The organism is Primorskyibacter sp. S87 (genome assembly GCF_049801055.1).
Classification (GTDB): Bacteria; Pseudomonadota; Alphaproteobacteria; order Rhodobacterales; family Rhodobacteraceae; genus JBNAGF01.
In genome coordinates, this window is record NZ_JBNAGF010000001.1 from 375,808 (window position 1) to 398,359 (window position 22,552).

The 22,552-nt window shown below is 58.9% G+C and carries 28 protein-coding genes; 15 read left to right on the forward strand and 13 right to left on the reverse strand.

Translation table 11 applies throughout. The features are described 5' to 3' along the window. The first annotated feature begins 180 nt into the window (after positions 1 to 180). Entirely contained in the window at positions 181 to 681 is a 501-nt protein-coding gene (locus ACP15U_RS01905) for an Lrp/AsnC family transcriptional regulator (protein ID WP_425043429.1), read from the forward strand. On the opposite strand, the gene ACP15U_RS01910 is transcribed toward ACP15U_RS01905, so the two are convergent. The 5 genes from ACP15U_RS01910 to lgt all read right to left on the reverse strand — a co-directional run bounded on the left by ACP15U_RS01910 (position 678) and on the right by lgt (position 4,976). Continuing rightward, entirely contained in the window at positions 678 to 1,460 is a 783-nt protein-coding gene (locus ACP15U_RS01910; protein WP_425043430.1) for a Hint domain-containing protein, read from the reverse strand. The two genes, ACP15U_RS01905 and ACP15U_RS01910, sit on opposite strands and share 4 nt — an antisense overlap. 364 nt (positions 1,461 to 1,824) lie before the next feature. Beyond that, a complete protein-coding gene (locus ACP15U_RS01915) occupies positions 1,825 to 1,968 on the reverse strand; it encodes a hypothetical protein (protein WP_425043431.1) in 144 nt (47 codons plus the stop codon). A gap of 290 nt (positions 1,969 to 2,258) precedes the next feature. Then, entirely contained in the window at positions 2,259 to 3,014 is a 756-nt protein-coding gene (gene pgeF, locus ACP15U_RS01920) for a peptidoglycan editing factor PgeF (protein WP_425043432.1), read from the reverse strand. Next, positions 3,011 to 4,078, reverse strand: a complete 1,068-nt coding sequence (locus ACP15U_RS01925) for a class I SAM-dependent methyltransferase (protein ID WP_425043433.1) — start codon at positions 4,076 to 4,078, stop codon at positions 3,011 to 3,013. The genes pgeF and ACP15U_RS01925 overlap by 4 nt, the downstream gene beginning before the upstream one ends. Position 4,079: 1 nt before the next feature. Further along, the gene (gene lgt / locus ACP15U_RS01930; protein WP_425043434.1) at positions 4,080 to 4,976 is read right to left on the reverse strand and encodes a prolipoprotein diacylglyceryl transferase; all 897 of its coding nucleotides are present in this window, start codon (positions 4,974 to 4,976) and stop codon (positions 4,080 to 4,082) included. 96 nt (positions 4,977 to 5,072) lie between these two features. On the opposite strand from lgt, the gene ACP15U_RS01935 reads away from it, so the two are divergent. From ACP15U_RS01935 to ACP15U_RS01955, 5 genes are all read left to right on the forward strand, one after another. Then, entirely contained in the window at positions 5,073 to 5,321 is a 249-nt protein-coding gene (locus ACP15U_RS01935; RefSeq protein WP_425043435.1) for an accessory factor UbiK family protein, read from the forward strand. A gap of 302 nt (positions 5,322 to 5,623) precedes the next feature. After that, complete coding sequence (locus ACP15U_RS01940) at positions 5,624 to 6,124, forward strand: YbjN domain-containing protein (protein ID WP_425043436.1); 501 nt, start codon at positions 5,624 to 5,626, stop codon at positions 6,122 to 6,124. A gap of 41 nt (positions 6,125 to 6,165) precedes the next feature. Continuing rightward, positions 6,166 to 6,981 carry a pyrroline-5-carboxylate reductase gene (proC, locus tag ACP15U_RS01945; protein ID WP_425043437.1) on the forward strand — a complete coding sequence of 272 codons (816 nt, stop codon included), beginning with the start codon at positions 6,166 to 6,168 and terminating at the stop codon, positions 6,979 to 6,981. Further along, complete coding sequence (locus tag ACP15U_RS01950) at positions 6,974 to 7,312, forward strand: tRNA-binding protein (RefSeq protein WP_425043438.1); 339 nt, start codon at positions 6,974 to 6,976, stop codon at positions 7,310 to 7,312. The genes proC and ACP15U_RS01950 overlap by 8 nt, the downstream gene beginning before the upstream one ends. Beyond that, positions 7,312 to 8,259 (forward strand): 2-hydroxyacid dehydrogenase, encoded by a 948-nt coding sequence (locus ACP15U_RS01955; protein ID WP_425043439.1) that lies wholly within the window; start codon positions 7,312 to 7,314, stop codon positions 8,257 to 8,259. The genes ACP15U_RS01950 and ACP15U_RS01955 overlap by 1 nt, the downstream gene beginning before the upstream one ends. Before the next feature lie 3 nt (positions 8,260 to 8,262). On the opposite strand, the gene ACP15U_RS01960 is transcribed toward ACP15U_RS01955, so the two are convergent. Further along, entirely contained in the window at positions 8,263 to 8,850 is a 588-nt protein-coding gene (locus ACP15U_RS01960) for a thymidine kinase (protein WP_425043440.1), read from the reverse strand. Between the two features lie 394 nt (positions 8,851 to 9,244). Between ACP15U_RS01960 and ACP15U_RS01965 the strand changes: the two genes are divergently transcribed. After that, positions 9,245 to 9,703, forward strand: coding sequence for a hypothetical protein (locus ACP15U_RS01965; protein ID WP_425043441.1), 459 nt, complete (start codon positions 9,245 to 9,247; stop codon positions 9,701 to 9,703). A gap of 99 nt (positions 9,704 to 9,802) precedes the next feature. Here the strand turns inward: ACP15U_RS01965 and ACP15U_RS01970 are convergent, their stop codons facing one another. Further along, on the reverse strand, positions 9,803 to 10,927 hold the full coding sequence (locus ACP15U_RS01970) for a beta-ketoacyl-ACP synthase III (RefSeq protein ID WP_425043442.1): 1,125 nt from the start codon (positions 10,925 to 10,927) through the stop codon (positions 9,803 to 9,805). A gap of 186 nt (positions 10,928 to 11,113) precedes the next feature. Beyond that, positions 11,114 to 14,458, reverse strand: a complete 3,345-nt coding sequence (carB, locus tag ACP15U_RS01975; RefSeq protein ID WP_425043443.1) for a carbamoyl-phosphate synthase large subunit — start codon at positions 14,456 to 14,458, stop codon at positions 11,114 to 11,116. Between the two features lie 542 nt (positions 14,459 to 15,000). Here carB and aspS point away from each other — a divergent pair. Further along, positions 15,001 to 16,779, forward strand: a complete 1,779-nt coding sequence (gene aspS, locus ACP15U_RS01980; protein ID WP_425043444.1) for an aspartate--tRNA ligase — start codon at positions 15,001 to 15,003, stop codon at positions 16,777 to 16,779. Between the two features lie 119 nt (positions 16,780 to 16,898). Here aspS and ACP15U_RS01985 read toward each other — a convergent pair whose 3' ends face one another. Beyond that, positions 16,899 to 17,048 carry a hypothetical protein gene (locus ACP15U_RS01985; protein WP_425043445.1) on the reverse strand — a complete coding sequence of 50 codons (150 nt, stop codon included), beginning with the start codon at positions 17,046 to 17,048 and terminating at the stop codon, positions 16,899 to 16,901. Between the two features lies 1 nt (position 17,049). Beyond that, positions 17,050 to 17,769 (reverse strand): response regulator, encoded by a 720-nt coding sequence (locus ACP15U_RS01990; RefSeq protein ID WP_425043446.1) that lies wholly within the window; start codon positions 17,767 to 17,769, stop codon positions 17,050 to 17,052. A gap of 136 nt (positions 17,770 to 17,905) precedes the next feature. Between ACP15U_RS01990 and mce the strand changes: the two genes are divergently transcribed. Further along, complete coding sequence (mce, locus tag ACP15U_RS01995; protein WP_425043447.1) at positions 17,906 to 18,310, forward strand: methylmalonyl-CoA epimerase; 405 nt, start codon at positions 17,906 to 17,908, stop codon at positions 18,308 to 18,310. 53 nt (positions 18,311 to 18,363) lie between these two features. Continuing rightward, entirely contained in the window at positions 18,364 to 18,639 is a 276-nt protein-coding gene (locus tag ACP15U_RS02000) for a DUF1467 family protein (protein WP_425043448.1), read from the forward strand. Between the two features lie 46 nt (positions 18,640 to 18,685). Here the strand turns inward: ACP15U_RS02000 and ACP15U_RS02005 are convergent, their stop codons facing one another. The 3 genes from ACP15U_RS02005 to ACP15U_RS02015 form a co-directional block, all read right to left on the reverse strand. After that, positions 18,686 to 19,378: an EI24 domain-containing protein gene (locus tag ACP15U_RS02005; protein WP_425043449.1), complete on the reverse strand. Its 693-nt coding sequence runs from the start codon at positions 19,376 to 19,378 to the stop codon at positions 18,686 to 18,688. After that, positions 19,375 to 19,962, reverse strand: a complete 588-nt coding sequence (locus tag ACP15U_RS02010) for a nitroreductase family protein (RefSeq protein ID WP_425043450.1) — start codon at positions 19,960 to 19,962, stop codon at positions 19,375 to 19,377. Before ACP15U_RS02010 ends, ACP15U_RS02005 begins: the two co-directional genes overlap by 4 nt. Positions 19,963 to 20,173: 211 nt before the next feature. Continuing rightward, positions 20,174 to 20,437: a hypothetical protein gene (locus ACP15U_RS02015; protein WP_425043451.1), complete on the reverse strand. Its 264-nt coding sequence runs from the start codon at positions 20,435 to 20,437 to the stop codon at positions 20,174 to 20,176. 137 nt (positions 20,438 to 20,574) lie between these two features. Between ACP15U_RS02015 and ACP15U_RS02020 the strand changes: the two genes are divergently transcribed. The 5 genes from ACP15U_RS02020 (at position 20,575) to ACP15U_RS02040 (ending at position 22,551) form a co-directional block, all read left to right on the forward strand. Then, complete coding sequence (locus ACP15U_RS02020) at positions 20,575 to 21,297, forward strand: M48 family metallopeptidase (RefSeq protein ID WP_425043452.1); 723 nt, start codon at positions 20,575 to 20,577, stop codon at positions 21,295 to 21,297. Beyond that, positions 21,294 to 21,671 (forward strand): YigZ family protein, encoded by a 378-nt coding sequence (locus ACP15U_RS02025; protein ID WP_425043453.1) that lies wholly within the window; start codon positions 21,294 to 21,296, stop codon positions 21,669 to 21,671. Before ACP15U_RS02020 ends, ACP15U_RS02025 begins: the two co-directional genes overlap by 4 nt. 72 nt (positions 21,672 to 21,743) lie before the next feature. Continuing rightward, on the forward strand, positions 21,744 to 21,998 hold the full coding sequence (locus tag ACP15U_RS02030) for a DUF6455 family protein (RefSeq protein ID WP_425043454.1): 255 nt from the start codon (positions 21,744 to 21,746) through the stop codon (positions 21,996 to 21,998). A gap of 32 nt (positions 21,999 to 22,030) precedes the next feature. Then, a complete protein-coding gene (locus tag ACP15U_RS02035; RefSeq protein ID WP_425043455.1) occupies positions 22,031 to 22,288 on the forward strand; it encodes a DUF6455 family protein in 258 nt (85 codons plus the stop codon). After that, on the forward strand, positions 22,288 to 22,551 hold the full coding sequence (locus ACP15U_RS02040; protein WP_425043456.1) for a DUF6455 family protein: 264 nt from the start codon (positions 22,288 to 22,290) through the stop codon (positions 22,549 to 22,551). The genes ACP15U_RS02035 and ACP15U_RS02040 overlap by 1 nt, the downstream gene beginning before the upstream one ends. Position 22,552 lies beyond the last annotated feature (1 nt).

The window sequence follows — 22,552 nt, forward strand, 5'->3', positions numbered from 1 at the left end:
CTGCCGCTTCGGAGGAGGGATATAGTCGCGCGGCCCGAACTGTTAAACCCCTCAATCACGCCTGTGACGATCCAGTTGGTCGCCGAAACGGCCGAAGGAACGGAAAATCCTGCAATCGCGAAACATTATTGCGCGTGCGACGGGCGCTGTTATAAGAAACGCAATATCAAGGAGCGTTTTATGGTCGCGACACGACTCGACCCGATTGATCGCAAGATTCTTTCGGAACTACAGGCCGACGGCAGAATGACCAATGTTGAACTGGCGAAACGGGTGGGCATATCTGCGCCACCCTGCCTGCGGCGGGTGCGTTCGCTCGAAGAAATGGGGTTTATTCGCGGCTACCATGCAGAGGTCAATGCGCGGGAACTGGGTTTCGAAGTTCAGGTTTTTGCGATGGTCGGGCTGGACAGTCAGGCCGAATCCGAACTGAGCCTGTTCGAGGAACGCTGCCGGGCCTGGCCGCTGGTCCGGGAGTGTCACATGCTGAACGGAGAAGTTGATTTCATCCTGAAATGCGTAGCCCCCGATCTCAGCACGTTTCAGAGCTTTCTGACCGAAGACCTTCTGACCACCCCGAACGTGGCCAGCGTAAAAACCTCACTGGTTATTCGGGGCGCCAAAGATGAACCCGGCGTCCCTTTCGATGTTCTCGAAGAACGGCTTAGCCGGTCCGCCTAAGCCGACAGCGCATCGATTTCCCCGTCACCGGCACGAGGATAGGCTTGCGGGCCAAAGTCCGTAAGCTTGTCGATATGCGAAAAAAGCGTCAGATACAGCGACCGCATTGCATGGCTGAGGGTGCGCAGCGCCGTAACGCCTGGGTGATAGGTCTCAAATTCCAAACCGTCGACGCGAATAACGGCGTGTTGGCTCAGGCAGACATGGAACAACTCGACCGGCGTGGGCGGAGCAGTTTCGACCACGTTCATACCGTCAACAAATTCACCAACCGGGGTCAGCAGTGGTTCTCCGGACGACAAGGCGCGAAGATGGCCGGGTGTTGCCAGCAATCGTGCCGAGGGGCCGGCGATCACACCTGACATCGGCCGCTGCATTCCAAAGCTGTCTGCCATGATTCGGGTCAGGTGATGGGTTCGTCCCTTTGCGTCCGGGCGACCGGGGATCAGCATAGTGCAGCCTTTCCACAAGACGGTCTGGGTTCCGTGGTCGCGTGTCATGACGCGATCACCTGGCAGGAGGTCTTCGATGGCAATGGGTCCGGATTCGGTTTCAACCAGTGAGCCACGCGACAGAGCGCAAAATGCGTTCTCGAACAGCGGCAGGGCCGGCGCAATGTGACGCGTACTGACGATGTTGCCGTTCTCCAGAAGGGACGTGACTTCGTAGCGACGAAGCTGCGGACGAGATCTTGCACGCAGGGCGGCGGGATCGCTCAGGATGGGGCTTGTCTCAACCGCGCGCTGTGCCGCGCGGGCTAGAGAGTGGGGGATCGTCATATGTCGGCCCTTTCCTTCTCGGGTCGCATCTGTGTCGGCCCCCACCGACAACAACAGATGCACAAACTGGTTACTTGATCATGCTCTGTAGTGGGGGAGAGGATGACCCGGCTTTGGCGAATTTGTCAAAAATTCCTAACGAATTGGCGTTCATGGCTTCTCCAATCCCGCAAGACCCCGCTTTTTGTTTCCGGAAAGCTATGCAATCCGGGAGAATCCCCTGCCAAATTGCAAGGGCGGCGGTGTCCGGTCCGCCCGGCCTCAAGGCGGGGCGGACCGAGGTGCCCGGCCGGCTATGGGCAGCGTCCGGCAGCGGGTCAGAGGCGTCACGCGGTTCGAAAGAACCTGTCGTCGACGCGTATGTTCAAGCCGTCTTGACGCGCAAAGCGGGTGCCGTCCGGCGCGCGATGGTTGCCGCACGACGATTGCCGCGGGTCCAAGGCAGATCGGTATCGCATTTACGTGCGGTCTCGATGACGGATTTGATAAAGCGTGCCTTCGGTTTCATCTGTCTCTCCTGCCTTTCCGGAGTGGCCCCGTGGGGCTCTTTCGTTCCTGCTATGGTGCCAATCTGCCGTCAGTTTGGGGCAGGGATTTGGCCGTTTGGGGGAAAATCAGGTGCAAATGCATTTAGGCGCGCGGTTTGGCTTCCGCGAGAGCATTTTCTCGTAAGATGCTGCAAAGGAATGATTTATTACAATATTTCTATCGCGGTTCTCCGGAGAAACTCTACCGGGCCGGGAAAATTGGGCAGAATTGGTTCGAATTGCGCCACAATCGCCCGGTTGACTGCCGTGTTTACAACCGAATTGCCGAGATCAGGCGGCCATAGTCTGCCTCGCCGGTATGGGTGCTTCGGCGGTAGGAATAGAATCGGTCTGCATCAGAATAGGTGCAATGCCGAATCCAATCGGCAGATCTGACACCGGCTTCGCGCAGTCGGTGCAACCCGTAGGACGGCAAATCGAAATGCATCCGGTCGCCCTGTCCATTGGCAAAAAACCGGATGTTCTCCATGTCCTGCATAAGGAAGTCGTCTAGGAACTCTGGTCCGACTTCATATGCACGCTGGCTGATCGATGGTCCGATGACGGCCGCGATGTTCTCGCGCCTTGCCCCGATTGCCACCATTGCGTCCACCGTTGCTTCGAGCACTCCGTCAAGCGCGCCGCGCCAACCTGCATGAGCTGCTCCGATAACACCCGCCTGCAAGTCTGCAAACAGAACCGGCTGACAATCAGCTGTCAGCACAGACAGAACAATGCCCGGCGTGGCAGTCACCAGAGCGTCGGCGCGGGGCTTTTCCGCCGAAGGCTCTACCACAGTCACGACATCGGCCGAATGAACCTGATGCACCCCGACGAGATCCTCGGGCGCGACATCCATCGCGCTGGCGACGCGGGCCCGATTGATCGAAACCGCCTCGGACAAGTCCGACGAACCGGTTCCGCAGTTCAGGCCGGAAAACACACCGGATGATGCGCCGCCCTTGCGGGTGAAGAAACCATGGCGCGCGGGCGCCAACTGATCGGAGGTCAGAATTTCCAGCGTCATCGGTCCAGGCCAGGGGGTGGGTTGGCAGATTCCGGGAAGAGCCCGAGAACTTTGAACAGGTTTCCCATTTCCTCGGGATGCGTCAACCGTCGATGCGCGGCAACAAGGTTTTCCACTTTGCCACCTGTCATGCCCTTGGCCAGTGTCTGCGCGCGTTGCGTAATACCAAGACGTTCCAGAAAAACTCCCTGAGGTGTCAGACGGGTATGCGCGCAACCTGCGTGTCGGGCGGCCAGCGCCAAGGCTTCGAAATCCACATGCGCGGTCAGGTCGGCGGCGCCGGGCGTCATCAACGGATCTGTCATTTTATGCCCGACGAGCGCCTGAAACGTGTCGCCGAGCGAACGCCAGTCGCCATAATCCACGATCAGGGCAGCGCCACCATGCGCACTGATTCGGGTGGCAATTTCATCCAGGATCGGCAGGGCCGGGCCACAAATCTCTACCAGATCACCATCTCGGGTGTCCTCAAGGCGATGGCTCAGGCTGGCCTGTGGCGCGGAGGGTCCGGCACCAAAGGTCAGTTGTCCCTCGACGATCCCGACCAGCCGCTCGCGCCAGCTGTCACCGTCGCGTATAAACTGCCGGATCGGGAGCGCGTCAAAAAACTCGTTTGCAATCAGGAAGAGCGGTTGCTTGGGCAATTCAGAAACTTCGGAGACCCATTGGGGTTGAAACTCCGCCAGCGTGATCTCCTGACGTGTGCGCAAGGCCGGTGACGCTTCGACCAGCAGGATTTCGGCTGCGTCGTGAAATCCGGGAACACCTCGCGTGGCACGCAACAGGTCTGCCATCAGTGTGCCGCGCCCTGGCCCCAGTTCTGCAAGGGTAAAGCGGGCAGGACGATCCTGATCCAACCAGCCTTGGGCAAGCGACAGGCCCACCAGTTCCCCGAACATCTGGGATATCTCGGGCGCGGTGGTGAAATCTCCATCAGCGCCCAAAGGGTCACGGGTCGTGTAGTAACCGAATTCCGGGTTCAGGAGGCACTCGGCCATATAGTCGGCGACAGGTATCGGCCCCTCGATGGCGATACGCTCCTGCAACCGGTCAAGCAAGCTCATGTCACGCTCGGTTCCGGGCAGTTTGTCGGGCCTGCCAAACAAACCAGAGCCCCAGCGCGATCATCGGCAAAGACAGGATCTGCCCCATGGTCAGGCCATAACCGCCAATGTGAACAGCCAGACCCAAAGGGTTGCCGGGGGCAATGAACTGCGCGTCCGGTTGGCGGAAGAATTCGACAATGAAACGGGACGCGCCATAACCGGCGAGAAAAACGCCCGCGACCAGACCCGGCGATTTGAAGGCGCCGCGCCGATACACCAGCCAGATCAGCAGGCTTCCAAGGATCAACCCCTCCAGAGCGGCCTCGTAGAGCTGGGACGGATGCCGGGCGCACAAGCCCCCTATGCTGGCACAGGATTGCGCCTCTTGTCCGGGAAAGATCACGGCCCAGGGCAGGGTCGACGGACGGCCCCAAAGCTCGGCGTTGATAAAATTTGCGAGCCGTCCCAGCAGCAGTCCCGGTGGCACTGTATGCGACACCAGATCGGTCAGGCTCATCTTGGGAATCTCGTGGCGAACCGCATAGATCCACGCGGCGATCACCACGCCGAGAAGGCCGCCGTGAAAGGCCATGCCCCCTTGCCAGACCTTCAGGATTTCCGCCGGATTACTCAGATAATAGGCTGGTTGGTAGAACAGAACGAAACCAAGCCGCCCCCCGACAATGACGCCGATGATGATCCATGTCAGCAGGTCTTCCAGCTGCTTCTCGGACAGCGGTGCGATATCATTTGGCCAGAGCGTTGCCCGGCGGATTGCCACAACCGCCATCCTCCACGCGATCAGGATGCCCGCGATATAGGCCAGTGCATACCACCTCAGCGCAAACTCCATGCCAAACAGCGAGATCGAAAAGATCTCGGGCGAAAAATTGGGAAATCGGATCACTGCCTGCATATGCGCCTCAATGCCCCTGTCTTTCCAGACAAGTCAACCTTGAGCCCGGCGCTGATGTTGCCCATATAGAGAGGAACTTCGAACCGGAGAAAACAGATGCAGACCCGCAACAAGATCCTCGACGATATTTCGCAGCTGATGACGAATGCCATGGGAGTGGCGCAAGGCGCGCGGGAAGAGGCTGAAACAGCGATGAAATCCATGCTCGACCGATGGTTGGCTGACCGCGATTTCGTCACCCGTGAAGAATTCGATGCCGTGCGCGCCATGGCGCAAAAGGCCCGCGAAGAGAACGCCGCGCTCGAAGCGCGGATTGCTGAACTGGAAGGCAAGGCGAAATCCTGAGCCAATAGGCGCAGATCATTTTCTTTTACGCCGCGCGGATCGCAGGCCGATCCGCGCGGCATATTGTTTTCGGAAAAGCCGGCCGTCGGCAAAATCAGGAAAATCGCAGCCGAGATTTTGGGTGGCGAATTGGTCTGTCCACAACTTATTGCTGTTTTCCACAAAATTAGGGGTTGCCAGAAGGGGAATGACGCAGCACCATATCTGGTATGGGCACGGGGGATCGCCCCGGTCTGTAGAGCAGGCACCTAGCGTTGGGGCGCCATAAGCCCCGACCCGCTAGAGATCAGTGAGGTGGCATCATGGCACTTTCCGAGCAGTATCTGGAAGAGGACATCCATCCGATTGATATCGTGGAGCATATCGCCACGTATCATGATTGGGATTTTGATCGTATTGGCGACGATCAGATCGCGATGGCGGTGGAAGGGCAATGGAGGACCTACTCGATCACCCTTGCTTGGTCGGGTTATGACGAAACGCTTCGCATGGTCTGCACCTTCGAGATGGAACCGCCAGAGGAAAAGCTGGGGTCTGTCTACGAACTGTTGAACGCGATCAACGATCAATGCTGGGCCGGGTCCTTTACCTACTGGAAAAGCCAAAAGCTGATGGTCTATCGCTACGGTCTTGTTTTGAGCGGTGGCCAGGTGGCCAGCCCCGAACAGGTCGACACCATGATCAATGCGGCCGTGCTGAGCGCGGAACGCTATTATCCGGCGATCCAACTGGCCGTCTGGGGCAACCGGCGCCCGGAAGACGCACTGCAGGTGGCCATTGCAGAGGCCTACGGTCGGGCGTAAATCTGAGCCCCTAACCAGAGAATTCGGGGAGGGGTTTACTCATGGACATCTCGCGTGTGGCCGAACAGGGGCTGGTGCTTCTGGGATGCGGCAAGATGGGCTCGGCGATGCTTGCCGGGTGGATCGACAACGGCCTGCCGCCTGCGTCGGTCTGGGTCATGGACCCAAACCCGTCTGAGTGGTTGAAGGCGCGGGGCGTGCACATCAACGCGGAGCTGCCGCAGAACCCCGCAATCGTTCTGATTGCCGTTAAACCTCAGATGATGGGCGATGCCTTGCCGTGCATTCGCAACTTTGGAGGCGGGAGCACGCTCTTTGTCTCGGTTGCCGCCGGAACCCCAATCTCTGCATTCGAAGAGGCATTCGGTACCAACTCGCCCATCGTGCGTGCGATGCCTAACACGCCCGCGGCCATCGGCCGTGGAATCACCGCCTTGATCGGAAATGAAGCTTCGTCTTCTGCAGATCTCGATTTGGCGGAAGCATTGTTGTCTGCCGTTGGGCAGACCGTTCGGTTGGACAGCGAGGGGCAGATGGATGCCGTGACCGGCGTGAGCGGGTCCGGGCCAGCCTATGTCTTTCACCTGATCGAAACACTGGCGGCGGCGGGCCAAGCTCAGGGCCTTCCGGCCGATTTGTCTATGAAACTTGCCAAGGCAACGGTCGGGGGTGCGGGAACACTGGCCGAAGAGGCCGATGAATCGCCCGCGCAACTGAGGATCAATGTAACCTCACCAAATGGAACGACGCAGGCCGCGCTCGAGGTGTTGATGGATTCTGAAAACGGTTTTCCGGATTTGTTGAAAAGGGCGGTGACGGCCGCGACGGATCGGTCAAAGGAGTTATCGCTTGGCTGAAATCTCGTTTGACGAATTTCTGAATGTCGACATTCGCGTCGGAACTGTGACGCGGGCCGAGCCCTATCCCGAAGCCCGTAAACCCGCGATCAAGATCTGGATCGATTTCGGGCCTGAGATTGGCGAAAAGAAAAGCTCGGCCCAAGTGACCACACATTACACACCCGACAGCCTTGTCGGCCAGCAGGTGATGGCTGTGGTGAATTTCCCTCCGCGCCAGATTGGCAAGTTCATGTCCGAGGTCCTTGTTCTGGGATTGCCGGATTCGGCGGGTGAAATCGTATTGATCGGCCCAAATGGTCCGGTTCCCGATGGCGGAAGGATGCACTGATGCGCCTGCTATTGGCCCGACCATTGCCGGAAACGGTCGAAAACAGGGCCCGGGCCTTTGACACGGAGTTCAGAAATTCCAATGCCCCGATGTCCAAGGCTGAGATGAAGCGGGCATTGACCGAGTTTGACGTGGTGATGCCGACCTTGGGTGACCTGTTCTCGTCCGAGATTTTCGATGCGGTACCAACGCCGCGCTGTAAGCTGCTGGCCAATTTCGGTGTAGGCTACAATCACATTGATGCCGTGGCCGCGCGTATGGCGGGAATTGACGTCACCAACACACCCGGCGCAGTTACCGATGCCACTGCCGATATCGCCATGACGCTGATCCTGATGTCGAACCGACGTGCGGGCGAAGGCGAGCGCATGGTTCGAGCAGGAAACTGGGACGGGTGGCACCCGACCCAGATGCTGGGTCAGCATGTTACCGGGCTCACGGTCGGCATTCTTGGCATGGGCCGGATCGGGCAGGCCATAGCAAGGCGATGCCACTTCGGGTTCGGAATGAAAATTCGCTATGTGGCGCGCTCACCGAAGACGCCGGATTTTCCGGCAGAGCGGGCCAGCGATCCCGTGGCATTGGCAAGCAGCGTCGATGTGCTCGTGGCTGCGGTGCCCGGAGGGGCCGACACCCGTCATCTGGTCGGTGATACGGTATTCAAGGCGATGAAACCCTCTGCACATTTCATCAACATCTCACGCGGTGATGTTGTGAACGAGGCCGCGCTTGTTGCAGCTTTGGAGGCCGGCGAAATCAGCGGCGCGGGCCTTGATGTCTATGAATTCGAACCCAAAGTTTCCCCGGCTCTGATCCAAAGGGAAAACGTTGTCCTGTTGCCGCACTTGGGAACTGCGGCCCTCAACGTCAGAACCGATATGGGCATGATGGTGATGGACAATGTCGAGGCATTTGCCGCAGGACACCTGCTGCCCAATCCGGTCTGAGTTTCAGGCCGGGCAGTCGCCCACGGCTTCGCGCCAATGTTTACGGCAAAGCGAGACATAGGTTTCGTTGCCACCGATCTGCACCTGTTCGCCTTCGGTCAGCACACGCCCCTCACCATCCTGACGGACCACCATCGTTGCCTTTTTTCCGCAGTGACAAATCGTACGCACCTCGCGCATTTCGTCGGCCAGGGCCAGAAGCGTGGCAGACCCCGGAAACAACTCGCCACGGAAATCGACCCGCAGCCCGTAGCAGATCACTGGCACTTTCAGATCATCCACGGCCCGGGCCAGTTGCCAGACCTGATCGGGTGACAGGAACTGAGCCTCGTCGACAAAAACACAGGCAATGTTGCCGTGAGTTTGCCGGTTCCGAATCATCGCAAAGAGATCTTCCTGGGGTCCGAAAGTGTCAGCCTCGGCGCTGATGCCAATACGTGACGCGATCTGGCCCACTCCGGCCCGCCCGTCGATCCTCGCGGTTAACAGGTAGGTTTCCATGTTATTTTCGCGATAGTTGTGCGACGCCTGAAGCAGGACGGTCGACTTCCCCGCATTCATTGTCGAGTAGTTGAAGTAGAGCTTGGCCATGAGCGAATGACTATTCCGGGTGCCGCTTGGGGGCAATCGAAAACCCGGGGAAACGGCGACCCAATTCAGGTCTGCTCAGATCGATAAAAAAGAAAGGGCCGCTGCGGCAGGGGGGAGGTTTAAGGGACGGAACAGCCCTTTGGGATGGATGAACCACCAACCTGTCGCAACGACACCTTGTGGCCGCTTTCACAGCCGAAACTCAGGGTCGGGCTGAATTTCCCTAACCTGACCACTCTTTACATGGTGCAAATGGCACCGGAACTCGTAACTCCCTGAAAACCTGAGGGATAGAAAAGGTATCGCATTTGCCTTAAAAGGCAGGAATGGGAAAAATTTCCGGCCGTTCCCCCTTTTCCTGGGTCCGGTTCGTTGGTGCAGGTAGGACAGCAGTATGGCAGACATCGGATCATATTTGAAAAGGCACACCGAAGCCTTGGTCAAGGACGTGGGAATCGAAACCGCGTGCCAGCTGACAGGAAAGTCCAAAGCAACGCTGGGCCGGTATTATTCTGACAATCCGGAGCATGCTGATCGATTCATGCCCGTCGACGCGGTAGCCAAGCTGGAAGCCGAGTCGACCTATCCGCATGTGACAAGCGCGCTGGCCGAGCTGAAGAACATCACGTTGTCATATGATGACCGAAAACCGAATGCCGCGCGGACAGGCGGGGTCAATGCGGATGTTATCGCCTTGAGTCAGAGGTTTGCGATGCTGATGACCGAGTATCAAGCGGCCATCGAAGACAACATTATCACGGTGAACGAGGCCAAGCGCCTGTTGCGGGAAACGGTCATGCTGCAGCAGGTACTGATCGACATGAAGCTGCACCTTGAAGAAGAACGCAGCTGATCCGCGAGAATTTTGGCCGGCTACGTCACCGGGCCCCGAACCGTTACGGGTGCAGTGCAACCCAGCAACAGACGCAACGGCGAGCCCGGCTTATCGAACCTAGATGTGACGCCGGACCAACACGGAACCTACGGAATACCCAGCTCCGAACGAACAGATCAGCCCATGGTCACCTTCCCCGAGATCATCCGAGTTTTGTGAGAACGCGATGATGGAACCCGCCGAAGAGGTGTTGGCGTAGTCCTGAAGGATGTTCGGTTGCTCTTCGGGTTCCGGTGTCCGGCCAAGCACCTTTTTGCCGATGAAATCGTTCATTGTCTTGTTGGCTTGATGCAACCACAGGCGTTTCAGGTCGCTGTTGGAAACGCCTTCGTCCTGCATGTGCTCACTGATATGCTGGCTCACCATCGGCAGGACTTCCTTGAAGACTTTGCGCCCGTTTTGCATGAACTGCATGTCGCGTCGATCCGTCATCCCATCCGGGCGGGACCGGCGTAAGAACCCGTTGTTGTTGCGGATATTGTTCGAAAACTGCGTCGCGCATCGCGTCGACAGGATTTCGAAATGTGGCCCCTTGGCGTCTTCGATCCGTTCGATCAGCGTTGCCGTTGCCACGTCACCGAATATGAAATGGCAATCGCGATCCCGCCATTCCAGGTGAGCCGAGCAGATTTCCGGATTGACCACCAGAGCAGAGCGGATGCTGCCGGACCGGACCATGTCAGCGGCGGCCTGAATGCCAAAAGTGGCGGAAGAACAGGCGACATTCATGTCGAATGCGAACCCTCCGGTTCCCAACGCGTCCTGGATTTCGATAGCAACCGCAGGATAAGCCCGTTCGAGGTTGGAGGCCGCGCAAATCACCGCGTCAACGTCGGATGCCGCTTTGCCGGCCTGCGCAAGCGCCTTTTCGCAAGCGTCCACGGCCATTTCTGTCATAATACCTGGCTCGTCGTCGCTGCGCTGACGCAAGATTGGGTGCATGATTTCAGGGTCCAGAACGCCGGATTTGTCCATCACAAAACGGCTTTCGATGCCCGATGCTTTGACAATGAACTCTTCGGACGAATGCTCCATGGCCTCCATGTCGCCTGCCGCGATGGCGTCGGCATTGGCAGTGTTCATCTTGTCGGCATAGGCGTTGAAAGCCTCGACTAGCTCGGCGTTGGAGATGGTTTCGCTCGGGGTGAAGACACCGGTTCCGGTGATGGCAGGGGTATACATGCTGTGCTTCCTCAAGGGTGTCAGGATGTGGCCAAATTATCCCGAAAATTTCAAGTGGAATGGTCGAATTGCCCGGCTTCGTGCACGCGCAGGATTGCATGACTTTACGGAAACTCTTGGGGGATTCAGAGCGGAGGGTGGCTCAGGCGGTTTACCCGCAGCCACCCCCGGATTGGCTTGCCCAGTTCAGCCCTGAAGCGATTTCACGTCCAGATCGCCGCCGGTTTGCGCCTTGATCGCCAGAGCTGCGGCATGGCTGCCTGCGGCCGTGGTGAAATATGGGATCTTGTCATACAGCGCGATCGAGCGGATCGCTTTGCTGTCCTCAACCGCCTGAGCCCCTTCGGTGGTGTTCATCACCAGTTGCACCTGACCATCCTTGAGCATGTCGACGATGTTGGGGCGCCCTTCGTAGACTTTGTTCACCAGATCACAGGGCACATCATTCTCAGCGAGCCAGTCACGGGTGCCGTGCGTTGCAACAATCGAGAAGCCCTGTTCCACCAGAACCCGGGTCGCTTCCAGCATCGCATCGCCCTTGTCGGCGTCCTTGATCGAAACAAAGGCGCAGCCGGACGAAGGCAGCACCATGCCGGCCCCCATCTGCGCCTTGAGGAATGCGCGCGGGAAGTCGCGATCCCATCCCATGACCTCGCCGGTCGAGCGCATCTCAGGGCCAAGGATCGTATCAACGCCGGGGAAACGGGCAAAGGGCATAACGGCTTCTTTCACCGAGAACCACGGCATGTTCGGATCCGCCAGCGTCATCTGGTCCGCGATCTTGCTGTCTTGTCCCTCTTTGTAAGGGGGACGTTGCGGGAAGTTGGACAGTTTCTCACCCGCCATCACACGCGCTGCGATCGAGGCAATGGCCGAGTCGGTCGCCTTGGCGACGAATGGCACCGTCCGGGACGCGCGCGGGTTGACTTCGATCAGATAGATCTCGTTGTTCTTGATCGCGAACTGCACGTTCATAAGACCGACAACGTTCAGCGCCTTGGCGAGCGCGTTGGTCTGCTCTTTGATCCGGTCAATCACGTCTTGCGACAGCGAATAGGGGGGCAAAGAGCAGGCACTGTCACCGGAATGGACGCCTGCTTCTTCGATATGCTGCATGATGCCTGCAACGTGCACATCCGTGCCATCGCAGAGCGCGTCCACGTCCAGTTCCACCGCACCGGCAAGATAACTGTCGAGCAGGACCGGGCTGTCGCCCGAAACCACCACGGCCTCGGCGATGTAGCGTTCCAACTGGGCCATATCGCGCACGATTTCCATGGCACGCCCGCCTAGAACGTATGAGGGGCGGATTACCAACGGGAAACCGATCTCATCGGCAATTGCCAGCGCCTCGGCATCGGTGGAGGCAATGCCGTTTCTGGGCTGCTTAAGGCCCAGTTCGTTGACCAGCGCCTGAAACCGCTCGCGGTCTTCGGCCAAATCGATGGCATCGGGCGTGGTGCCGAGGATCGGTATGCCGGATTCTTCGAGCGCATTGGCCAGTTTCAGCGGGGTCTGGCCACCGAACTGCACGATCACCCCGTGCAGGGTGCCGTTTTCCTGTTCCTTAGTCAGGATTTCCATCACGTGCTCAAAGGTGAGCGGTTCAAAATACAACCGGTCCGAGGTGTCGTAGTCTGTCGAGACTGTCTCGGGGTTGCAGTTGATCATGATAGTTTCATAACCGGCTTCGGTCAGGGCGAAACAGGCGTGGCAGCAGCAATAGTCGAACTCGATACCCTGACCAATCCGGTTCGGGCCACCGCCAAGGATTACCACTTTCTTGCGATCCGACGGCCGGGCTTCGCATTCAACCTCGCCCATCATCGGGGCTTCGTATGTTGAATACATGTAAGGTGTTTGCGCCTCGAACTCGGCGGCGCAGGTGTCGATGCGTTTGAAAACCGCTGTCACACCCAGATTTTTCCGGGCCCGGCGCACGTTTTCTTCGTCCTGACCGGTCAGGAGGCCAAGCCGCGCATCCGAAAAACCCAGCATCTTGACGGCCCGCAGACCCTCTTCGGTCACCGGAAGACCGTTGGCCCGAAGGTCGCGCTCGGCATCGACGATTTCGCGTATGCGAGCAAGAAACCACGGGTCGAACTTGGTGACTGCCTGAATCTCGTCATCCGACAGGCCGTGCCGCATCGCCTGAGCGATGGTGCGCAGGCGGTCCGGTGTTTGCTGGCTGATTGCCTTCACCACCGCAGCCTTGTCATCAGCGGGGTCCCACAGCCCGACAGACAGGCCCGGTATCTCCACCTCGTCAAACCCGGTCAGGCCCGATTCCATCGAGGCCAGAGCTTTTTGCATCGACTCGTGAATGGTGCGGCCGATCGACATCGCTTCGCCCACGGATTTCATCGCGGTGGTCAAATAGGGTTCCGACCCGGGGAATTTCTCGAACGCGAATTTCGGGATCTTGGTGACCACATAATCGATGGTCGGCTCAAAGCTCGCGGGGGTCACCTTGGTGATATCGTTGTCGAGCTCGTCCAGCGTGTAGCCCACCGCAAGCTTGGCCGCGATTTTGGCGATCGGGAAACCGGTCGCCTTCGAGGCCAGCGCCGAGGACCGTGACACGCGCGGGTTCATTTCGATCACCACCATGCGACCGTCGTCGGGGTTGATCGCCCACTGCACGTTGGATCCGCCGGTTTCGACGCCAATCTCGCGCAGCACGGCGATCGAGCCGTTGCGCATGATCTGGTATTCCTTGTCCGTCAGCGTCAGGGCAGGGGCCACGGTGATCGAGTCGCCGGTATGCACACCCATCGGATCGACGTTTTCGATGGAACAGACGATGATAGCGTTGTCGGCAGTATCGCGCACCACCTCCATCTCGTATTCTTTCCAGCCCAGAAGGCTTTCATCTACAAGGATCTGGTTAACCGGCGACGCGTCCATGCCCGAGCGGCAGAAATGGATATAGTCTTCGCGGTTATAGGCCACACCGCCACCGGTGCCACCAAGTGTGAACGCTGGGCGGATGATGGCCGGAAGACCGATTTCTTCCAACTCGTCCAGCGCAATCTGAACACCTGCGTCGAGGTCGGTTGTCCCATTTTCGCGCTTGGGGGCGGTCACGATCGTGGCCTTGGGGTTTTCCAGCCCAAGCCGATCCATCGCTTCGCGGAACAGTTTGCGGTCCTCGGCCATCTCGATCGCGTCGCGCTTGGCGCCGATCATTTCGACGCCGAACTTGTCCAGCACACCCATCTCTTCGAGAGCCAGCGAAGTGTTCAGCCCGGTCTGTCCGCCCATCGTGGGCAGCAGCGCGTCTGGGCGTTCCTTTTCGATGATCTTGGCCACGATCTCGGGGGTGATCGGTTCGATGTAAGTGGCGTCTGCCAGCTCGGGGTCGGTCATGATGGTCGCCGGGTTCGAGTTCACCAGAATGACCCGATACCCTTCCTCACGCAGAGCCTTGCAAGCCTGAGCGCCCGAATAGTCGAACTCGCAGGCCTGTCCGATGACGATCGGCCCCGCTCCAATGATCATGATCGACTGGATGTCGGTTCTCTTCGGCATGGCCCAAATCCCTATGTATCGTGAGTCGCAAGAGCGCCCCCATGCGCCCAAATTGTCGTGCGTTATAGGCAGTGCGGGAAAAGGTGCAAGTGGTATCGGAACCGACGGCGGAAATGCCCGGCCTGAATGATCATACCGAGCCCTTTGAGCGTAGATACAGCAACGGGCCATTCTCTGGGTCTTTGACCTGACTGACGTTCGTGCGGCGATCGCCCGGTGCGGGTCCCGAGAACAATACCCCAAAGCAGGTGGGACTGTCCGAAAAACACAGCCATAGATGTTTGACGCATCAGGAAATTTCAGCATTCAAAAACCACCAAAACCTAACCTGTTCCTGTCGGTACAGGCGTGTCGAACTGCGCAATTCCCCTGCTTGGCTAGGCGACCCTCCAGCAGATCGCGTTCAATCAGTGGCGATTGTTTGTATCTCCTTTGCGTGGTTTGGGTGGCATCGTCTTCGGCCTGACCTCCACGGGCCTTGACTTCCCGCCCCTATCGCGGTGTATCGGCGCGACGCTTTTTCGTCCGAAGGGATATGACTGATGCACGCCTATCGCAGCCACACCTGCGCAGACCTCACCGCCGCCAATGTCGGCGACACCGTCCGTCTATCGGGATGGGTTCACCGTGTCCGCGATCATGGCGGGGTGCTGTTTATCGACCTGCGCGATCACTATGGCATCACGCAGGTGCTGTGTGACGGCGACAGCGCTGCATTTGCCGAACTGGAAACTGTGCGCTCCGAATGGTGTATCCGCATCGATGGCAACGTAAAGGCCCGCGACCCGGAACTGGTCAACCCGAAACTGCCAACCGGCGAGATCGAAGTGTATATCCGCGATCTGGAAATACTCGGTCGGGCCGAGGAATTGCCGCTGATGGTTTTTGGCGATCAAGAGTATCCGGAGGAGACGCGCCTGCGCTACCGCTATCTGGATCTGCGGCGTGAGGTGATGCAGGACAACATGGCGCTGAGATCGGATGTGGTTGCATCTATGCGCCGTCGTATGTGGGACACGGGATTCCGTGAATACCAGACCCCGATCATCACCGCTTCGAGCCCCGAAGGCGCGCGGGATTTTCTTGTGCCTTCGCGTTTGCATCCGGGCAAGTTCTACGCCCTGCCGCAAGCCCCCCAGCAGTTCAAGCAGCTGATCATGGTTTCCGGCTTTGACAAGTATTTCCAGATTGCGCCCTGTTTCCGCGACGAAGACCCGCGTGCCGACCGCTCGCCGACGGATTTCTATCAGCTCGACATGGAGATGAGCTTTGTGACCCAGCAGGACGTATTCGATACGATCCAACCCGTCTTGCAGGGGATCTTCGAGGAATTCGGGAATGGCCGCACGGTCGACAAGGTCTGGCCGCAGATCTCCTACAAGGATGCGGCAATGTGGTATGGCACCGACAAACCGGATCTGCGCAACCCGATCAAGATGCAGGATTGCTCGGAGCACTTCCGCGGATCGGGCTTTGCCATCTTTGCCAAGCTGCTGGAGCAGGAAGGCACCGAGATCCGCGCCATTCCGGCGCCGAGTGGCGGGTCGCGGAAGTTCTGCGACCGCATGAACAAATTCGCGCAGGCCGAAGGGCTGCCGGGAATGGGATACATTTTCTGGCGCGACGGCGAAAACGGCATGGAAGCAGCCGGGCCCCTGGCCAAGAATATCGGCCCCGAACGGACCGAGGCGATCCGCGAGCAGCTGGGTCTGGGCAAAGGCGACGCGGCTTTCTTCCTTGGAGGCAAGCCAAAGGCGTTCGAAAAAGTGGCGGGCAAGGCTCGGGACGTGATCGGAGAGGAGCTCAAACTCACCGACAAGGATCGCTTTGCGTTTGCATGGATCGTCGACTTCCCGATCTACGAAAAAGATGAGGAAACCGGCGCTGTCGATTTCGAACACAACCCGTTTTCGATGCCGCAAGGCGGGATAGAAGCTCTGGAAGGTGATCCGCTGGAGGTTTTGGGCTATCAATACGACCTCGCCTGCAACGGCTATGAACTGGTGTCCGGTGCGATCCGGAACCACCGCCCTGAGATCATGTTTAAAGCCTTCGAAATCGCGGGCTATGGCAAGGACGAGGTGACCAAGCGATTTGGTGGTTTGGTCAATGCCTTCCAGTATGGCGCGCCTCCGCATGGCGGTTGTGCTGCCGGGATCGATCGGATCGTTATGCTGCTTGCCGACACGGCAAATATTCGCGAAGTGATCATGTTTCCGATGAACCAGCGTGCCGAAGACCTCATGATGTCGGGCCCGTCCGATCCAACGTCTGACCAGCTGATGGAGCTTGGGCTCAGGGTGATCCCGCAGGACCAATAGCAAGAGGCAACTTGCTGCCAAGCCGGGTCGGGCAGCAGCAACGTTCTCAAAAAAGGTCAGCCGGTGCAGTCAACCCGGCTGCACCGGTTCTTTTCTTTTCGGCCCCGGAGTGTTTGACCTCAATCCGGGCTGCGCCAACGGTCACTGCAGGACATTCTGTCAACCGTCAGGCGCCCTCGCTCGCGCCGGATCTCGCGGGCGGCAGAGCGGGCCTGCCAATAAAGAACGATAGACAATGTGATCAGGGCGACAAGGCAGGTTTCCAGCATGTCAGATCGCCTGTTTACGTTGTAGCCGCTGTTGGACCAAACCGGCGATCCGGGCGGTATCAGGCGCCAGCGGCAGACCTTTCCTTCTCGCCTCCGCCAGCGCCTCGGCCGCTTGCATCAATGGCGCGTCCTGCGCGCAACGCGCCACGCCGCCTACGAATTGCGCGACATAGTCCAACACTTTTTCGTTTGCATGTTCATTCAGCACATCTGCCACATGCGCCATGTCGTCCTGATAGGCCAGGTGGTCGGGGTAGATCTCTTCGTCTTTGAGAATTCGGGGGCCAATTGGTTGCCGATCCTCCGGTAGCCGGGACAGAATGGCCTGCTGAAAACCGGCAAGCGAAGTGATCGGTTTGGCCAGAAAGCCGTCAGCGCCGGCTGCAACGGCCACGTCTTCGGCAAAATCGTCGCCTGAGACTGCCAGGATCACACCGACACGGGGCGTTGCTGTCGACAGCTCTTCGATCAGATCGGCGCCGGATCCATCCGGCAGGCCGAGGTCGACAATTATCGCCGAAGGCCGATAGAGCTGCAGATGACGGCGCGCTGACTTCAGGCAGTCTGCCCGCCGGATGCGGGCGCCGCTGCGCAGGCATAACAGGCGCATGGCTTCGCATGCATAGCGGCTGTCTTCGACCACCAGTATCGTCAGGCCAAGAAGCGGCCTGTTCGAGGTTGCAATGCGATGCGGGGCGGAAAAGGGATCCGAATCTTCCATGGGCTGACTCCTCTCTGCGATGGGGTCACGCTAGGCTGCGACGGCTAACGACAGGTTAATGGGCTCAATGGCGCACTTGCCCTTTTTCGGGCCTGCCCTCATAAACCGGCGCTAACGAGGATTGAGGAGAAATGCCATGATTGGCCGTCTGAACCATGTTGCCATCGCCGTTCCTGATCTGCAGGCGGCGGCAGACCAGTATCGTTCCGCGCTGGGCGCGAAAGTCGGAGCGCCACAGGACGAGCCCGATCACGGCGTGACGGTCATCTTCATCGAGCTCCCGAACACCAAGATCGAGCTGCTTTACCCTCTGGGCGAAAACAGCCCCATTCAGGGTTTTCTCGACAAGAACCCGTCCGGCGGCATCCACCATGTTTGCTATGAGGTCGAAGACATCCTTGCAGCCCGCGATCATCTGAAGGAAACCGGCGCGCGTGTTCTTGGCTCGGGCGAGCCCAAGATCGGGGCGCATGGCAAGCCGGTGCTGTTCCTGCACCCCAAGGATTTTAACGGCTGTCTCGTGGAACTCGAGCAGGTCTGAGCTATGTTCTGACGCCCGGTCCCTGACTGCGGGCGCGGGAAAAAGGAGCCCCCATGTCGATTACTTCTGCGCTGGTTCTCTACGCGGTCATCTGGTTCATGACCTTCTTTGTCGTGTTGCCGATCCGTATCAAAACGCAGGGCGATCTGGGTGAGATTGTTCCGGGAACACATGCAGGCGCCCCGGAGCATCATCACCTGAAAAAAAAGGCCATCATTACGACCGCGGTGGCCTGCGTTCTGTGGGCGATCATCGCGGGGATCATTGTTTCGGGCTGGATCAGTGTGCACGATTTCGACTGGATGAACCGGCTCGATCCGGCGAGCTGATCCGGGCGGGACCCGCTCCCGCCCGCATGTCAGCTTGACCTACATGTCAGCCCCGCTTGTCGAGCTTGTGGTAGATATGTGTGAAAGTCGCCGCACCAAGGATCGGGATCAGCAGGTTCACCAACGGCACTGACAGCGGCACGGCCATCAAGGTGCCTGCCATCCAGATCGTTCCGGAATGCCTGCGGCGTAGCACCTGTGCGTTTTCCCGGCCAACCCGCCGCATAGCGGCAAGCGTGAAGTATTCCCGCCCGAGCAGGAACCCGTTCATGGCCCAGAAGATGAACAGCGACATCGGCGGGAACATGACATAGAGCACAAAAGCGGCGAGGTTGGCGGCGATTAGCACGCCCAGAAACCCAAGCGAATCCCACAAGGCGTCGAGTATCGGAATGCCCTCCACCGGAGGGAGCTGAGGATAGTGTTTGTCTTCGACCGCCTGTGCGACCTCGTCAAGGAACATCGATGTAATTGCCGATGCAACCGGCACCATCAGGAACACCGACAGCACCATCATGAAAATGAAGGAGGACACCGAAAGCAGATCGTTCAGCCACGTGACCGGGCCCAGCACGGGCAGAGTGGTTTCTTCGCCCACGAAAAACTGTATCAACCAGAGAAAGCCGGCATAGGCGGCGACAAGCAGGGCGAATGTAAGCCCTACGCCGAGCATGAGCACCTTGCGAAATCGGGGGTCGCCGATCTGCCCGATCGCGAGCAGGAAGGAATTTACGATCATTCGCTCACCCAATCGGTTAACGCATCAAGATCGGGTCGCGGCCGTTCGGGCGGCTTCGGGCCTTCGGTCGCGATATGGATCAGGCCAGCCAGCCGCTCGTTGGGCGCCAGCCCCAGAGCAGAGGAACAAAACTCCCGGTCATGGGCAATCCATCCGGACAGCCAGTTGGCACCCCAGCCCGAAGCCAGCGCCGCATTCAGCAGCGCAAGGCAAACCGCTCCGGCGGAATAGCTTTGCTCGATGGCGGGGATTTTTTCCGACGGCTTCTGCACCTCGACGACGGCCACGGCCAGATGCCCCTGATCGAACTGGCTGCGGCCCTTGGTGATATCCTCGGCGGATTTGCCAAGCACCTTGCCCCGTTTTTCGGTCAGCGCGGCCAAACGCGGCATTGCGCCGGCTTCCAGCACGATGAAACGCCACGGCTCCAGCTTGCCGTGATCAGGGCTGCGAGCGGCAGCGGTCAGGATCGGCAGTAATTCGGCACGGGTAGGCGCCGGTGCAATCAGCGTTTTGGCCGGACGCGAGCGGCGCGACAGCAGGAATTCGAGCGCGGCTTCGTTGCGGGGCGGGCGTGCGGACATATGTGAAACCCTTTTACATCACGTTTGACTTCCTATCTCGGGCAGAGCGGCGGGGTTTTCAAGGGCAAACACCCATCGCCCGAGCAAGATCTGCTTAACGCTCCACCTGGACTTGAGCAGGATTATTGGAATCAGGGGGCACTTGTTCAACGAGCCGCAAAGACGGGCAAAGGTCAGGATTGGTTCCCAGCAACAGGACGTTGGGTCTTGCCTATGCAGAATCCTGACCGTTTTTTCCGCTGGAAACCTCGCGCAGTTGATAGACCCCTTCGGGCAAGTCCAGAGCGGCAGCAAGATCCCGCAACTGCTCAGGGGAAAAGGTGATCTTCATCACCCTGTCGGTTCGCGGATCGTGCTGCTCCAGCGTTACGCATTCCGCGAAACTGTTGATGACGACATCCTCCTGCAAGGGTGCCGAGCCCTCGTCCATCAGCGTAATCACCGTGGCGTCGAATTCGTGTTCGATGGTAAACATGAAAAAACTCTTACGCCGCTTTGCCGGTATTGCAAGTGCTTGGCGGAAGTCACGCATTCGGGACTGGCGGACGCAGGCCGCTATGCTAGGTTCAGCATCGGTCTTGCAGCAACCCTCCTGTCGGAAAGGTCTAAAACATGCGCCGGATGTTCCTAATGATGGCCTTGTCCGCGCCGTTTCTCGCCGGGTGCGGTCTACCTGCGCCGACGGTGCAGTCGGACTCGGCCTCCGGAGGGCTTTCCGGGGTGACGCCTGCTGCTCAGGAGGCGGCCCGCAACTTCACCGAGGTGTCCCGCGCCGTTGGTGGCGCCGCAACTCAGGAATGCCGGCGTCGCACCACAGACACCAACTGCAGTTTCCTGATTCAGGTCGACCCTGATCCCCGCGCGCCCGCAAATGCCTTTCAGACGATAGATGACAGCGGCCGGCCGGTTATCATCTTTACCGCGGCAATGGTTGTCACGGCGCGCAATATTGATGAGCTGGCCTTTGTGATGGGCCATGAAACCGCGCATCACATTGCGGACCATCTAGACCGGCAGGCCGTCAATGCCGCAGCCAGCGCGGCCGTGTTCGCCGGGCTGGCCGAACTGACCGGTGGCAGCGCACGGGATGTGTCCAAGGCCGAGGAACTGGGGGCCGTCGTCGGCGCGCGCAGTTTCTCGAAAGAATTCGAGCTCGAAGCCGACCGGTTGGGAACGGTGATCACGCACCGGGCAGGATATGATCCGTTGAAGGGCGCGCAGTTTTTTGCCCGTATACCGGATCCGGGAAATCGGTTCCTTGGAACGCACCCACCCAATGCCGCGCGAATGGAGGTTGTCCGCCAGACCGCCCGCGAACTCGGGTTGTCGCCATGACGGCCCCAATCCTGCAAAAGATGGGCGTCATTCTGACCGATCGGGCATCTCGCTACGCAGTCACCGGCGCAACTGTGCAAAGTCGAGAGGAAATTGATGCAACCTTGTCTGCATTGAAGCAGGACCGGGCTTATGCAAAAGCGACGCACAATACATGGGCCGCGATCCTTCCCACCGGAGCGCTCAAGGCAGATGACGGGGAGGGCGGGGCCGCGATGGTCATCCTGCGGATGTTGGAGCGAGCCGGGCTAGAAAACCATCTTATTGTCGTAACCCGTTGGTATGGTGGAAAAAAATTGGGAGGCGACCGGTTTCGGAGGGTGCAGGATTGCGTGCGCGCCTACCTCGAGGAGTATGACCTGGAGGCTGATTGACATGCATCAAGGCTCGATTCGCCGGTCTTGCTAGACTGCCGGGCATGTCTGGAGAACCGGGAGGATCCAACGATGCCTGATCGCGCCACGCTCAAGCGCCATGCACATTTGCTGGAAAGGATGGCCTCGACCTTGAAGGTCGATTTGCAGGAAGAAGCGATCGCGGGCCGGGTTTCAATTGATGGAATATCAGACGCTGTCCTTCGGTGCACAGAGTGTCCGGACCCTGGGCATTGCGTTGTCTGGCTTTCGGAGCATGAAGCTGGTTCCACGGACACACCCGGGTTCTGTCGGAACCGGGACCTTTTGCGCGGATTGCGCGGCTGAAAGGGAATGTGTTGAGGATGCTGGGAAATCTGATGAAGCATGTCCGGTTGGTTTCCGGAATGGCGCGAGTGACCGGAACCGATCTGGTTGGCGCCGCCCGAAAGGGCGAACTCACCCAGGAGGATTGGGCAAAGATGGTGCAGTCTTGTCGCCGTTGCGACTGGGCGGATCGATGCGAGCAGTGGCTGACCGAAATCGATACTACGCCCTGTGCGCCGGATACCTGCGCCAATCGAGCCCGGTTCGAGGCCCTGCGCGCAGATCAAAAAGAACGCTCGGAGGCAAAATAATGGGGCAAACAGTGCGTCTTGGCGAAATTGAGCGCCATTTCTGGCTGACACGGTCGGTGGCGCGGACGATGGGAATCAGCTTGTCCGAGGCAATGGCCGACGGGCGGCTGACCGAGCAGGGTTATGCCGAAATGGTCACCCGCTGCCGGGCAGGTGGGTGCCACAAGCAATGCGAGCTTTGGCTGGCCTGTCAGGCCAACAGTTCAAAGGCCGCCCCGTCACATTGCATGAACGAGAGTATCCTGAACCGCCTGCGCCGCTGAT

Bases quoted from the DNA above. Each gene is read 5' to 3' on its own strand.
- aspS (WP_425043444.1), top strand. From the start codon at position 15,001: ATGCACGCCTATCGCAGCCACACCTGCGCAGACCTCACCGCCGCCAAT.
- mce (WP_425043447.1), top strand. From the start codon at position 17,906: ATGATTGGCCGTCTGAACCATGTTGCCATCGCCGTTCCTGATCTGCAG.
- ACP15U_RS01935 (WP_425043435.1), top strand. From the start codon at position 5,073: ATGCAGACCCGCAACAAGATCCTCGACGATATTTCGCAGCTGATGACG.
- carB (WP_425043443.1), bottom strand. From the start codon at position 14,458: ATGCCGAAGAGAACCGACATCCAGTCGATCATGATCATTGGAGCGGGG.
- ACP15U_RS02005 (WP_425043449.1), bottom strand. From the start codon at position 19,378: ATGATCGTAAATTCCTTCCTGCTCGCGATCGGGCAGATCGGCGACCCC.
- ACP15U_RS01970 (WP_425043442.1), bottom strand. From the start codon at position 10,927: ATGTATACCCCTGCCATCACCGGAACCGGTGTCTTCACCCCGAGCGAA.
- ACP15U_RS02020 (WP_425043452.1), top strand. From the start codon at position 20,575: ATGCGCCGGATGTTCCTAATGATGGCCTTGTCCGCGCCGTTTCTCGCC.
- ACP15U_RS01925 (WP_425043433.1), bottom strand. From the start codon at position 4,078: ATGAGCTTGCTTGACCGGTTGCAGGAGCGTATCGCCATCGAGGGGCCG.
- ACP15U_RS02000 (WP_425043448.1), top strand. From the start codon at position 18,364: ATGTCGATTACTTCTGCGCTGGTTCTCTACGCGGTCATCTGGTTCATG.
- ACP15U_RS02025 (WP_425043453.1), top strand. From the start codon at position 21,294: ATGACGGCCCCAATCCTGCAAAAGATGGGCGTCATTCTGACCGATCGG.
- ACP15U_RS02040 (WP_425043456.1), top strand. From the start codon at position 22,288: ATGGGGCAAACAGTGCGTCTTGGCGAAATTGAGCGCCATTTCTGGCTG.
- ACP15U_RS01965 (WP_425043441.1), top strand. From the start codon at position 9,245: ATGGCAGACATCGGATCATATTTGAAAAGGCACACCGAAGCCTTGGTC.
- ACP15U_RS01985 (WP_425043445.1), bottom strand. From the start codon at position 17,048: ATGCTGGAAACCTGCCTTGTCGCCCTGATCACATTGTCTATCGTTCTT.
- ACP15U_RS01940 (WP_425043436.1), top strand. From the start codon at position 5,624: ATGGCACTTTCCGAGCAGTATCTGGAAGAGGACATCCATCCGATTGAT.
- ACP15U_RS02030 (WP_425043454.1), top strand. From the start codon at position 21,744: ATGCCTGATCGCGCCACGCTCAAGCGCCATGCACATTTGCTGGAAAGG.
- ACP15U_RS01955 (WP_425043439.1), top strand. From the start codon at position 7,312: ATGCGCCTGCTATTGGCCCGACCATTGCCGGAAACGGTCGAAAACAGG.
- ACP15U_RS02035 (WP_425043455.1), top strand. From the start codon at position 22,031: ATGAAGCATGTCCGGTTGGTTTCCGGAATGGCGCGAGTGACCGGAACC.
- ACP15U_RS02015 (WP_425043451.1), bottom strand. From the start codon at position 20,437: ATGTTTACCATCGAACACGAATTCGACGCCACGGTGATTACGCTGATG.
- proC (WP_425043437.1), top strand. From the start codon at position 6,166: ATGGACATCTCGCGTGTGGCCGAACAGGGGCTGGTGCTTCTGGGATGC.
- ACP15U_RS01990 (WP_425043446.1), bottom strand. From the start codon at position 17,769: ATGGAAGATTCGGATCCCTTTTCCGCCCCGCATCGCATTGCAACCTCG.
- pgeF (WP_425043432.1), bottom strand. From the start codon at position 3,014: ATGACGCTGGAAATTCTGACCTCCGATCAGTTGGCGCCCGCGCGCCAT.
- ACP15U_RS01915 (WP_425043431.1), bottom strand. From the start codon at position 1,968: ATGAAACCGAAGGCACGCTTTATCAAATCCGTCATCGAGACCGCACGT.
- lgt (WP_425043434.1), bottom strand. From the start codon at position 4,976: ATGCAGGCAGTGATCCGATTTCCCAATTTTTCGCCCGAGATCTTTTCG.
- ACP15U_RS01905 (WP_425043429.1), top strand. From the start codon at position 181: ATGGTCGCGACACGACTCGACCCGATTGATCGCAAGATTCTTTCGGAA.
- ACP15U_RS02010 (WP_425043450.1), bottom strand. From the start codon at position 19,962: ATGTCCGCACGCCCGCCCCGCAACGAAGCCGCGCTCGAATTCCTGCTG.
- ACP15U_RS01960 (WP_425043440.1), bottom strand. From the start codon at position 8,850: ATGGCCAAGCTCTACTTCAACTACTCGACAATGAATGCGGGGAAGTCG.
- ACP15U_RS01910 (WP_425043430.1), bottom strand. From the start codon at position 1,460: ATGACGATCCCCCACTCTCTAGCCCGCGCGGCACAGCGCGCGGTTGAG.